The sequence below is a fragment of the Rhodococcus sp. (in: high G+C Gram-positive bacteria) genome (assembly GCF_049591685.1).
Lineage (GTDB): Bacteria > Actinomycetota > Actinomycetes > Mycobacteriales > Mycobacteriaceae > Rhodococcoides.
In genome coordinates, this window is sequence record NZ_JBAWFH010000432.1 from 1 (window position 1) to 11,409 (window position 11,409).

Annotated in this window: 11 protein-coding genes and 1 pseudogene; 7 read left to right on the top strand and 5 right to left on the bottom strand. The window is 63.9% G+C overall.

What is annotated here, in order from left to right; translation table 11 throughout:
• Both WBQ44_RS18205 and WBQ44_RS18210 read left to right on the top strand, forming a co-directional pair.
• Positions 1 to 282: pseudogene (locus WBQ44_RS18205) on the top strand (MerR family transcriptional regulator); the annotation flags it as partial.
• On the top strand, positions 279 to 905 hold the full coding sequence (locus WBQ44_RS18210) for a hypothetical protein (protein ID WP_495568076.1): 627 nt from the start codon (positions 279 to 281) through the stop codon (positions 903 to 905). The pseudogene WBQ44_RS18205 and the gene WBQ44_RS18210, both read left to right, overlap by 4 nt.
• A gap of 25 nt (positions 906 to 930) precedes the next feature.
• On the opposite strand, the gene WBQ44_RS18215 is transcribed toward WBQ44_RS18210, so the two are convergent.
• Entirely contained in the window at positions 931 to 1,575 is a 645-nt protein-coding gene (locus WBQ44_RS18215) for a VWA domain-containing protein (protein WP_495568077.1), read from the bottom strand.
• Between the two features lie 149 nt (positions 1,576 to 1,724).
• On the opposite strand from WBQ44_RS18215, the gene WBQ44_RS18220 reads away from it, so the two are divergent.
• The gene (locus WBQ44_RS18220) at positions 1,725 to 2,456 is read left to right on the top strand and encodes a TerD family protein (RefSeq protein WP_495568078.1); all 732 of its coding nucleotides are present in this window, start codon (positions 1,725 to 1,727) and stop codon (positions 2,454 to 2,456) included.
• Positions 2,457 to 2,564: 108 nt separating this feature from the next.
• Positions 2,565 to 4,832, top strand: a complete 2,268-nt coding sequence (locus WBQ44_RS18225) for an ATP-binding cassette domain-containing protein (RefSeq protein WP_495568079.1) — start codon at positions 2,565 to 2,567, stop codon at positions 4,830 to 4,832.
• A 1-nt stretch (position 4,833) separates the two neighbouring features.
• Here WBQ44_RS18225 and WBQ44_RS18230 read toward each other — a convergent pair whose 3' ends face one another.
• Genes WBQ44_RS18230 through WBQ44_RS18245 form a run of 4 tightly spaced genes read right to left on the bottom strand, consistent with a single transcriptional unit; the run spans position 4,834 to position 7,458 of the window.
• A complete protein-coding gene (locus WBQ44_RS18230; RefSeq protein WP_495568080.1) occupies positions 4,834 to 5,358 on the bottom strand; it encodes an LpqN/LpqT family lipoprotein in 525 nt (174 codons plus the stop codon).
• The gene (locus WBQ44_RS18235; protein ID WP_495568081.1) at positions 5,355 to 6,281 is read right to left on the bottom strand and encodes a hypothetical protein; all 927 of its coding nucleotides are present in this window, start codon (positions 6,279 to 6,281) and stop codon (positions 5,355 to 5,357) included. The genes WBQ44_RS18230 and WBQ44_RS18235 overlap by 4 nt, the downstream gene beginning before the upstream one ends.
• Complete coding sequence (locus WBQ44_RS18240; protein ID WP_495568082.1) at positions 6,278 to 7,168, bottom strand: hypothetical protein; 891 nt, start codon at positions 7,166 to 7,168, stop codon at positions 6,278 to 6,280. Before WBQ44_RS18240 ends, WBQ44_RS18235 begins: the two co-directional genes overlap by 4 nt.
• Positions 7,165 to 7,458 carry a hypothetical protein gene (locus WBQ44_RS18245; RefSeq protein WP_495568083.1) on the bottom strand — a complete coding sequence of 98 codons (294 nt, stop codon included), beginning with the start codon at positions 7,456 to 7,458 and terminating at the stop codon, positions 7,165 to 7,167. The genes WBQ44_RS18240 and WBQ44_RS18245 overlap by 4 nt, the downstream gene beginning before the upstream one ends.
• A 119-nt stretch (positions 7,459 to 7,577) precedes the next feature.
• On the opposite strand from WBQ44_RS18245, the gene WBQ44_RS18250 reads away from it, so the two are divergent.
• The 3 genes from WBQ44_RS18250 (at position 7,578) to WBQ44_RS18260 (ending at position 11,378) form a co-directional block, all read left to right on the top strand.
• Positions 7,578 to 8,450: an SCO6745 family protein gene (locus tag WBQ44_RS18250; protein WP_495568084.1), complete on the top strand. Its 873-nt coding sequence runs from the start codon at positions 7,578 to 7,580 to the stop codon at positions 8,448 to 8,450.
• A gap of 87 nt (positions 8,451 to 8,537) precedes the next feature.
• On the top strand, positions 8,538 to 10,952 hold the full coding sequence (locus WBQ44_RS18255) for an ATP-dependent Clp protease ATP-binding subunit (RefSeq protein ID WP_495568085.1): 2,415 nt from the start codon (positions 8,538 to 8,540) through the stop codon (positions 10,950 to 10,952).
• A 258-nt stretch (positions 10,953 to 11,210) separates the two neighbouring features.
• Entirely contained in the window at positions 11,211 to 11,378 is a 168-nt protein-coding gene (locus tag WBQ44_RS18260) for a hypothetical protein (protein ID WP_495568086.1), read from the top strand.
• Positions 11,379 to 11,409: the final 31 nt, after the last annotated feature.

Below are 11,409 nucleotides of genomic sequence, written 5' to 3' on the forward strand. Positions count from 1 at the left end.
GACAAACACCGTCCTCACTACGCTGTAATTCTCGCCGACTGGTCGAAACTCGCAGGGCGAACCCCGGCGTCGGCTGAACCGGACATCGAAGTCCTGTCTCAGAAGCTGATCGCGTGGTTCGAGAACACGGATGTGTTCAGTGCCAAGCACTTCAACACGTCAGCGTCGACGGAGACGGGCATGCCGGTCTCGCTCGACGTCGTGATCCCCGACGCTGCGCAGCGAGAGGTGGTCTTGCGGGTTCAGCGCGCGCTCGCCAGCTCATCCGGTGGTCCCTCGTGAAGACCCCCACGGCCGACAATTCACCGACATGGCCTTCGTTGCGGGCGGAAGCGCGCGCGTACACGTCACTGTGGTTGTGGATGCGGGGTCGCGATGCCGACATCGAACCGGGCGGGCTGGCGTTCCGGTCGAACCGGGGGTCGCTGGTGCTGCCCGCAGCGTTCGGCGTGGCTACTCTCGTGGAGATCGCCGTACTGCATTTCGTGCTTCCGTGGCCGTGGCTCCGAATACTCCTTGCGGTGCTGTCGGTGTGGTCGCTGCTCACCCTGTCCGGTTATCTGGCGGTACACCGCGTTCGTCCGCACTATCTGACCGACAACACTCTCGTGCTGAGGCAATCCGGCGCAATCGTCGCCACGATAGATCGTTCGGTCATCGCATCAGCGTCGCTTACGCGCCGATTCTCCGAAACCAATCCAGTCGTGGTCGCCGACCGGTTGTTCCTTCCCAACATGGACGGGACGAACGTCGACATTGTTCTGAGACAGCCTATTTCGATTCGACTACCTGTGGTGTTGGCTCGGCATCGCCACACAGCGTCCGTTCGGCGCATCAGCATCTACGTCGACGATCCTGCTGCGCTGGTGACCGCGCTACGCAACGGCACGCGTTCCGTTGCGTAGCGTGGCCGAAGCCGATGGCCGCCGATCACTCCCCGCGGGCGCGTCGCCGGTCGGACTCCGAAAAACCCTGCGCTGGAGGAGCACCCATCACTACGGCACGCTTTCTTCCTTGGTAGCTCGCGACCGAGTCGAACGCAGCCGTGACACCGACTGTGGTGGATACGTACGTCATCGACTTGTCCGGCGCGAACCCGAGGTCGGTACCCACGTCGACTGCATCGATGTTCGATCCGAGGAACACGAAGTCCCACTGATACTGCCGTTCCTGCTGCTCGATCAACTGTCGTACAGCAACATTGGTCCACTCCTTGCTTGCGTTCTCGTGACCGTCGGTCATCACGAGAACGGTGACCGAGCCGGGTCGCTGATCCTCCGGCAACGCCGCGAGCGAGGCGCCGACATCGGTGACGAGGCGCCCGATTGCGTCGCACAAGGCAGTCATTCCCCGTGGTGAGAGCTCCAACGGCGGCACGTCACCGATTGGCTTGGAGCTGTAGACGAGGTCGTACCGATCGTCGAACTGCGCCAACGTGACGACGGTGCTCCCGCCCTCCGCACGCTCCTTCGCGATGAACGAATCGAAACCGCCGCGGGTGTCGTCGGCAATGCTCTGCATGGAACCCGATCGATCGAGCAGTGCAGCAACAAGAGACAGCTGTGGATTGGTCAAAACAACCTCCTGGGGAAGTACAGGCGAGAAGTGCGTCGAGTGGCGCGGTGAAGATGATGGGTCGAACCATACCGAGGGGTACCGACAAGAAAGCGTTTCGCGGCTACGCTGAATGACGCAATCCGGACACTCGAACGTAAGGCCCCCTCATGCCGATCGACTACACCCGTAAGCCCTCGACACCCAGCACCCCGACGCCGAGCACCCCGACGCCGAGCAACCCTGCGCCCGGCACTCCGGCGGTGAGCCTGAGCAAGGTGACGCTGTCGAAGTCGGCGCCCTCCATCAGCCTCACCAAGTCAGGCGAGAAGCAGGGGGCGATGCGCGTCAACCTCAACTGGTCGAGCGGCGCGGACGCTCCTCAGCCGAAGAAGAAGGGCTTCCTCGCCAAGCTGGCGGCCGCGTCGTACGGCTCGGGAGGCGTCGACCTCGACCTCGGCTGCCTCTACGAACTCGCCGACGGCTCGAAAGGCGTCATCCAGGCGTTGGGCAACAGCTTCGGTGCGATCGACAAAGCTCCCTACATCGCGTTGGACGGCGACGACCGCTCGGGAACGGTCACCGGCGGCGAGAACATGCACATCAACCTCGCCCGTCCCGAATTGTTCAAGCGCATCCTGATCTTCGCGATGATCTACGACGGTGCCCCCAACTGGGCCGCCGTCGACGGTGTCGTAACCCTCTTCCCCACCTCCGGCCCGCAGGTCGAGGTCAAGCTAGATTCCGCCAGCAACTCGGCCCGCATCTGTGCAATCGCGTTGCTGGAGAACGGGAAACAAGGCATCACCGTCACCCGTCAGGTCGAATACATCCAGGGCAGCCAGTCCGACCTGGACAAGAAATACGGCTGGGGCATGCAATGGGCAGCGGGGCGCAAGTAGTCCGCACACTGGATGCGTCAGCACTCTCGTACACTGTACGGTAGACTGCTGACGCGTCCGCTCGGCTCGGTCTGGACGCCCCATGCCCGGTGAAAGGTGTTCTGCCCGATGACCACGCCCGAAGCCCTGTCCACGATCGTTGTTCGAGGTGCGCGCGAGAACAATTTGCGCGAGGTAGACCTGGACCTTCCGAAGCGACAGTTGATCGTGTTCGCCGGGGTGTCCGGGTCCGGGAAGTCCTCGCTGGTCTTCGACACCATTGCTGCCGAGGCGCAGCGTCAGATCAACTCGACGTTCACCGCGTTCGCGCAGAACTTCCTGCCGTCCTACGGGCGGCCCGACGCCGACCTCATCGCCAACCTGTCGGCGGTGGTCATCGTCGACCAGAAGCGGTTGTTCGGCGGCCCCCGCTCGACCGTCGGCACCATCACCGACATCGGCGACTGGCTGCGCATGCTGTGGTCGCGGGGTGTGAAGCCGTCGATCGGCTACGCCAACGCCTTCTCGTTCAACGATCCCGCCGGTATGTGCCCCGAGTGCGACGGGCTCGGCGAAGCCAAGGTCATCGACATGAGCGAACTGGTCGACGAATCGAAGTCACTGCGAGAGGGACCGTTCAAGCATCCGGACTTCGAGCCCGGCAAATGGCCGTACCGCGTCTTCGCCGACTCGGGTCTGTTCGACCTCGACGTCCCCGTCGAGCAGTACTCCGCCCGGGAGCGACACATTTTCTTCGACGCCAAACCCGGCGAAGTGGACGTGGTCAATACCGACGCCATCATGAAGAGCTACGAGGGCATCGTGTCGAGGTTCCGACGCAGCTACCTCTCGAAAGACGCCGACGCAATGAAGGGCAAGGCGAAAGCTGCGTTCGATCGAATCGTCACCCGCGGCAGATGCGAGGCATGCGGTGGGACCCGCTACAACGAAACCGTGCGCGGTGCGGCCCTCGAAGGCCTGTCGCTGCCCGACGCCTTCGCGATGCAGGTATCCGAACTCGCCGATCTCATCGACGGCTGGCACCTGCGCGACCTGGACGGTCCCCGCTCGGAGATCGTCACGCAATTGCGCCGGCTCGTCGACCTGGGCCTCGGCTACCTCAGCCTCGACCGCGCCACCTCCTCACTGTCCGGCGGCGAATCCCAGCGCATCAAGATGGTTCGCCACCTCGGCGCAACTCTCAACGACATGCTCTATGTGTTCGACGAACCCACCACCGGACTGCACCCCCGCGACGTGAACCGTCTCGACGAGATGCTGCTTGCGTTGCGCGACAAGGGTAATACCGTCCTGGTGGTCGAACACGACCCCGAGGTGATGTCGATCGCCGACCGCATCGTCGAAATCGGCCCCGGCGCAGGCAAAGCAGGTGGAACCGTCGTCTTCGAGGGCACATTCGACGAACTGAAACTAGCCGACACCAGAACCGGAACCGCTCTCCGCAGGGGCGACGCCGTCGTGCGTGCACCCAGAACTGCGACCGATTACCTCCGCATCGAAGGGGCCAGCACGCACAACCTGCAGAACGTGAGTGTCGATGTGCCACTGGGGGTTCTGACGGCTGTCACCGGCGTCGCCGGGTCAGGAAAATCGAGCCTGATTCACGGCCATCTGCGCTCGGTTGCGCCCGACGCGGTGATCATCGACCAATCCCCGATCCGCGGTTCGCGTCGCTCCTCCCCCGCCACCTACTCCGGCTTGCTCGACCCGATCCGCGCATACTTCGCCAAGAAGACCGGCCAGCCGGCCGCCCTGTTCTCCCCCAACTCCGACGGCGCATGCCCGGACTGTCAGGGCAGCGGGATCATCTTCACCGACCTGGGCTTCACCGATCCGGTGTCGAGCATGTGCGAAACGTGCCAGGGCAGACGGTTTCGCCCCGGCGCGATCAAGCACACCGTGGATGGCATCAGCATCGCCGACATCTTCGAGATGTCCGTCGAGGACGCACAGGACTTTTTCGACGTCAAGAAGATCCGCGACATTCTGCACCGCTGCTCCGACGTCGGACTTGGGTATCTGTCACTCGGACAGAACCTCTCGTCCCTGTCCGGTGGTGAACGTCAACGTCTCAAGCTCGCCACCGAGCTGGTGGGCTCGGCGCCAATTCTCGTTCTCGACGAGCCGACGACCGGCTTGCATCCTTCCGATGTGTCCAAGCTGATTGCACTGCTGTCCGGCATGGTCGACGAAGGACGCACCGTCATCGTGATCGAGCACAACCTCGACGTGGTCGCGGCTGCGGATTGGGTCATCGACCTCGGACCCGACGGCGGCCACAACGGCGGCACGGTGGTCTTCACCGGAACCGTCGACGAACTGGTGAAAACCGACACACATACCGGTGTGTTTCTCGCCCGAAGCCTTGGCCGCTAGGTCAAAGCCGTCCAACTGTTACCGCGTCGCTCAACTCCTCGAGGCCGGGCCCCAGCGTGTCCCGCTGTGAAGCCGAGATCGTGGCGGTTACCTGCACGAGGTACTGATCTACGAGAGGGTGGACAATGGTGTAGCGCGTGCGACCGATCAGGTAACGATCGGCGACTCGATAGCGCCCGCTGATCGACACCGACGGTTGGCCGCAGAAGTTCTCATCGTCGCGGGTGATTTCGGTCCATTCGGGTAGGGCGCGGGAATCGGCGAACCCATGAGCGAGAACGTCGTGGGCGGCGACTGCTCGCGACAGTGCGCCGACGAGTACGACAACATTGGGTGCGAATCCGTCCATGATGTTCGCTTCGTCGAAGTACGCGGCGGCAGCGTGCGGGACCTCGAGCTCGGGTACCTGTCTCCAACCTGGGGGCGCAGCAAGCGCGAGATGGAGTCGGCAGCACTCGTCGTGGGACGCCGGGCGGAGGTCGACTCCTTGCTCGGTGAGGTATTGACTCACAGTCGTTGTAATCACTTCGAACTCTTCACTGCTTCGCGAGAGCGTCGCAATCGTTCTCGCAGCGGCGGTGCGTGAAGCAGACGACGGGCATCTTGGTGAACCAGGTGCTCACGAACCTCAGGGTTTTCATGGCACCACCGCATCAAAGCCATGAGAGCATTCGGATCCGCCCCGAGTTGGAAAGGGCTCAGCGCCAGAGAGTCTTCGGTGTCGAGTCGTTGCAGCTTCCGCGACGGGTCGAGTGTGCGGGAGACAACGCGAATGACCGGATTCATGACCGAGATGTAGTCGGTATGCACGTAGAAGGCATCGACTCGGAGTTCGTCGACGTCTTCCCAGCGCAGAAAATCCTCTTCGTACCGCCAACCGAAGAACCGATACCGCCGCGCTGTGCGCGAGATGCCTGCGATGTGGAGTCCGACATCGGCCTTGGTACGAAAGGCCATGAGCACGACAACCCCGATCAGAAACACGCCCATCCCCAGCACGACCCAGCCGCCCACATCGCTGTCGTGGCGACGGCGAAGCATCGACTCATGGTTGTCGGAGAACTGCACTGCCGCTGCTAGAAAACCCCACATCGCGAACATGGAGAACGACAGGGCTGTGAGGCGAATGGATTTGCACCGCAACAACAACCCCCCGCGGCGCTCATCGCCTCGAACCGTCACCACGGACCTCGGCACCCGCGATCCTTTGAGCCCGGTCACATCGCGCGTCGCCGCACACAGCGCCAAAAGGGCGACCGACGTGGCGAGCCCGCCGAATGCCCCTACCCATTCCCCGGATCGCATGCAGACGAAGAACGCCCCGAGCCCCACCGCGCCGCCAGAGAACACCATCGACACGAGCAACACCATTCCCGGCCGGAGAGGGAAGGGCCAGTAGACCATCCAACCTGGGTACCCGGCGGCAATGGCAGAGCTGTGCTCGCTCACCACATCCACTCCATACTCTTCGTCACGCCCCAGTCGGCCAAACCCCCGAGGGCCAGGCCGATCACCGCACCGCCGACGGTGCCGACCCCCGGGAAAATAGCCGTCCCAACTGCCATGCCTGAAACAGCGGCCATTCCCGCTGCCGCGCCGGCTCCAGTCGCGGTGATGACGACCGCCCTGGTCGGGTCCTTACCGTCGTCGATGTCACTCTTGATGGACGGAACCATGGCGAGAACAGAGCCGAACGCGCCGAATCCACGTCCGACGTTCTTGGCTACATCGTCGAAGGACGCCTCGGATGCGTTTTTCAACCCCTCCTTGATCGCCGTCGTCATCCCTGCGATCACCGTCGAAGCTGTGGTCGTCCGCACGTCGGGCTCCCAGGTGAAACCACCACCCGGATCCTGCACGAAGTGTCCCGGCGGATTGCCTGAACCGAGTTCGTTCAGGTGGTACGTCGGTTGCTCGAGCCTGCGCGCAGCAGTGTTGGCCGCTTCGGCTGCTTGCTCCAGGGCATCGGCAATTCGCGTGGATTGTTCGGCGGCCACACCACTACCGTCAACGCCGAACGTGCTCATCATCGCGGCGGCCACCTCGAACAAGACATGATCGCGAGCGGCACCCACGATTCCTGCCGCGCTGTCGTAGGCGTCGGCCAGCGCTTCGATGTGCCCCGCGACGGCACTCATGCGTACGCATTCCGTGACGATGCGGGCGGCCGCCGCGTCGGCAGCTTGGCCGCTCCAGGACTCGGCCAGCGTGTCCTGCTCTTCGAGAATGCTGGTGCGTTGGCCGTCGATCTGTTCTGCGAGTTCACGAAGTGCCGCTCCGGTGGACAGGAGCGCCTCTGGTTTCCATTCCCGCACCTGGGAGATCGTCAGTGTCATCTCGGGCCGTCCATCGTCGCCAACTTCGCGGTGAACTCGTCCTCGGTGATCGCATAGTCGCGCGCAACGCCGGCCGCGACGTCGGCGATCGAATCGATGCGGCCGGCGACAGCAACGGTTGCTGCCGTGGTGGCCGTCGAACAGAAGGTGCTCGCCTCGTCGAACTCGGTGCCGCTCACGGCCCTTTCCGACGTCCCGAACGGTGCCGCCGCATCCAGTCCGCGCAGCGCGCCGGAGGATTGCTCGAGCATGCGAGCGAACGCACGCAGTATCGCTGGATCGACGTTCATCCTCGGTGCATCTCTTTTCCGCAGAAGGTGTTCGGCTAGTGAGTTGGACGCGGATAAATTCGTTTCGGTTCCGTCCATCTCGGTAGCTCGACTGCCCCGAGCAGGTAGGTTCGGGCACCATGAGCAGCGACACATCGACCGCAATCGCCCGCGCCGCGTACAAGACGTTCGAGCCGTTTCACGTCACCGCGTACTTCAACCCGTTGCTCAGGTCCGTCAGCGAGCAGACCGGGCTCGACGGCCACGCCTGGTACGTCGGTTCGCGAGCTGCGCCGATGGGATCGTGTCCGGCCGGTGTCGTCGCCGCTGCGTTCTACAACTTCAATCCCGTTCTGATCGAGCGAGTGTGGCCGCAGGCGCTGGAGGCCGGTCTCAGCAGCATCGCCGATCAGCGATGGTCGATGATGGACAAGGTGCTCGGCGAAGCGCTCGGGCCCCTTGCCGTCGATCCCGAGCTACCGAAGATCGCGCAGCGCCTTCACGACATCGCCGACACCGCAGTCTTCGCAGGGCGCCCGTTGTCCGCTGCGTGGCAGGCGTCTCGACGACCCGACGAGCCGCACCTCGCGCTGTGGCACGCCATCGCGGTCGTCAGGGAATGGCGCGGCGACGGCCACATTGCAACCCTCGTCGACGCCGAACTGGACCCGACGGAAGCCGTCGTGTTCCACGAGGCCGAGCACCCGAGCCCAGGGGCACGACGCAACCTCGGCAAGCGCATCACCCAGCTCACCCGCCAGTGGTCGGACGAGGAATGGGATGCGGCAGCGGGGCGTTTGCAAGCACGCGGACTTCTGACCCAGACCGACGGCAAGGAAATCCTGACAGATGCCGGAGTCGCACTCGACACCCACATCGAGGCTCGAACCGACGCGTCGGCGTCATCCATCTGGCGGGGCGTGTCCGACGCCGAAGACCTGGTGGCGAGCGTGCGCCCGTACTCCAAGGCAGTGATCGACGCGGGCATTCTGCCGGGAACGAAGAAGCGCTAGCGGATTTTTTCTTGTCGGCGGGAATTGATAACCTCTCGGGCATGTTAGTTGAGTCGAAGACGCTCAAGCTTCCGTAGGAGGAACTCAATGCCGGCTTTCCTGGGACCCGAGGGCCCACGTCGCATCGATATCAGCCGTCTGATGAGCAGGTCGACCCAGTCGCTCATCGGCGATGCTGCAACGTTCGCCGCAGGCCGCGGCGACGCACAGCTCGATGCGTTGCACGTTCTGCACGCCATGGCACAGAACGACCCCACCCGTAGCCTCATGCAGCGAGCAGGTGCCCAGTCCCCCGCCGTCGTCGATGCGGTGGAGCTGCGCCTCCCGCAGTCACGCGGCGAAACACCGGTCGGTGCGACCGCGATGAGCAGCACGCTCAAGACAGCCATTCTCGAGGCCCATCACATCGCTCAGACCCTGGGTTCGACGTATATCGATCCCGAACACCTGTTCCTCGCATTCGCCGCGGATCAGGAGCACATCGCCGGTCGGTTGCTGGCCGAGGAGGGCATCACGCCCGAGGGCCTGCAGACTGCTCTGCGCGGCGGTTCGGTTGCTGCGCCGGAGTCGGAGTCAGCAACCCCGACGCTCGACAAGTACGGCGTCGACCTGACTCAGCGTGCCCGCGAGGGTGGTGTCGACCCGGTCATCGGCCGCGCCGACGAAATCCAGCAGACCATCGAAATTCTGTCGCGCCGCACGAAGAACAATCCCGTCCTCGTCGGTGAAGCCGGCGTCGGCAAGACCGCCGTCGTCGAAGGATTGGCACAGCAGATCGTCGACGGTCAAGTACCGGATCGGCTCCTGAACAAGCGCATCGTTCAGCTCGACCTGTCGTCCATGGTGGCCGGAACGCGCTACCGCGGTGACTTCGAAGAACGCCTCACCAAGGTGATCGACGAGATCTCCGCGCACAAGGACGAGATGATCGTGTTCATCGACGAAGTTCACACCATCGCAGGTGCAGGCGGCGGCGCCGAGGGCGCGATGGATGCCGGAAACATCCTCAAGCCCAAGCTCGCTCGCGGTGAACTCCACATCGTCGGTGCCACCACACTCGACGAGTACCGCACGGGAATCGAAAAGGACCCCGCTCTCGAGCGTCGATTCCAGCCCGTCACCGTGCCCGAACCCAGCGTCACCGACGCCAAGGCCATCCTCACCGGTCTTCGTAGCCGCTACGAGGAGCACCACGGCGTTCGCTACACGGACGAGGCGATCGACGCTGCCGTCGAACTGTCCGATCGCTACATCGGCGACCGGTTTTTGCCCGACAAGGCCATCGACCTGATCGACCAGGCCGGCGCTCGCAAGCAGCTCACCCGCCCCAGCGTCGACGTCGACGCCGTCCAGAAGCAGATAGCGACGCTCGAGGTGGAGAAGGAACAGGCCATCGCCAAGGAGGATTACGAGCGCGCGTCGCAGGTGCGGGACGAGTCGGCCAAGTTGCAGGCACGCCTGAGCGGCGACGTGAGCGACAACGAAGCCCTCGACGTCTCCGCCGAGGACATTGCCGCGATCGTCTCCCGCGCAACGGGCATCCCGGCCAGCCAGATGACGCAGGAGGAGAAGGAACGCCTGCGCCGCCTCGAATCCGAACTGCACGAGCGTGTCGTCGGACAGGACGACGCCGTCAAGGCAATCGCCCGCGCGGTCCGTCGCAGCCGGACCGGGATGAGCGATCCGGATCGACCCGTCGGCAGCTTCCTGTTCCTCGGCCCGACCGGTGTCGGCAAGACCGAACTCGCCAAGGCTCTGGCCGGCTCGTTGTTCGGTGACGAGAAGAAGATGATCCGGCTCGACATGAGCGAGTTCGGTGAGCGTCACACCGTCAGCCGACTCGTCGGTGCCCCTCCCGGGTACGTCGGGTACGGCGAGGCAGGCCAGCTCACCGAGCAGGTTCGACGCAATCCGTACTCGGTGATCCTGCTCGACGAGATCGAGAAAGCGCACCCGGATGTCTTCGACACGCTTCTCCAGGTGCTCGACGACGGCCGACTCACCGACGGCCAAGGCCGCACCGTCAACTTCCGGAACACCGTGGTGATCATGACCAGCAACCTGGGATCGGACATCATTTCGAGCAAGTCCGGCGGCACCGGCTTCAACACCGGCGTGCTCGACGAGAAGCCACTGCGCGACCGGGTGATGGGACGACTGCGCGATGCCATGCGGCCCGAGTTCCTCAACCGCATCGACGAGATCGTCGTGTTCCGCAAGCTCGACACCGAGCAACTGCACCGAATCACCGACCTCATGCTCGAGGAAAGCCGAGAGCGGCTGTCCGCGAAAGGCATCGAGATCACCTTCAGCGAATCGGCAGTCGACTGGCTCGCAGCCAACGGCCACCAGCCAGAGTTCGGCGCGCGGCCGCTGCGTCGCTCGATCCAGCGTGCCCTCGACGACCGAATCGCCGACATGCTGCTCGACGACATCCTCACCGAAGGTGGCTCAGTGTCGGTCGACGTTGCCAACGACGAACTGGCACTGAGCGTCAGCTAGTTCGACCGGAATCCAGAAGCTCCCCGCCCACTGTGGGCGGGGAGCTTTTTGGTCTCACCCGATGGGTGCCGGGCACTGACCGGTCGACGCACCGATCGAGTTGATCTCCGCATTCGACCGCGGGTCGCTGGCGCAGTCGATCTGGTTCGTGCACCGATCCTCCGGCACTGCATTCGGATCCGGGTAGGAAGCGCCGTTTGGGTAAGTGCACGTGACGCCGCCGCAGGTAGGTGTGTTCGCCTCGCGTGCAAGGGCTCGGTGACAACGGGCGCTGCAGGTACGGGTTCCGGGATGGGCGCCGGCGGAGGTATCGACACGGGCGACGAAGCCGTCGTTGTCGTGGTCGTAGTGGCCGCGGCTGTCGTACTCGACGATGCGGGCGGCGTGTCGGAACTACTGCTACCCGAGACAGAGCAGCAATACTGACGCGATGATTCTCGAACATGCCCTACTCGAC

Coding starts and splice junctions, on each gene's coding strand:
- WBQ44_RS18245 (WP_495568083.1), bottom strand. CDS start 7,458: ATGAACGTCGATCCAGCGATACTGCGTGCGTTCGCTCGCATGCTCGAG.
- WBQ44_RS18220 (WP_495568078.1), top strand. CDS start 1,725: ATGCCGATCGACTACACCCGTAAGCCCTCGACACCCAGCACCCCGACG.
- WBQ44_RS18255 (WP_495568085.1), top strand. CDS start 8,538: ATGCCGGCTTTCCTGGGACCCGAGGGCCCACGTCGCATCGATATCAGC.
- WBQ44_RS18250 (WP_495568084.1), top strand. CDS start 7,578: ATGAGCAGCGACACATCGACCGCAATCGCCCGCGCCGCGTACAAGACG.
- WBQ44_RS18240 (WP_495568082.1), bottom strand. CDS start 7,168: ATGACACTGACGATCTCCCAGGTGCGGGAATGGAAACCAGAGGCGCTC.
- WBQ44_RS18225 (WP_495568079.1), top strand. CDS start 2,565: ATGACCACGCCCGAAGCCCTGTCCACGATCGTTGTTCGAGGTGCGCGC.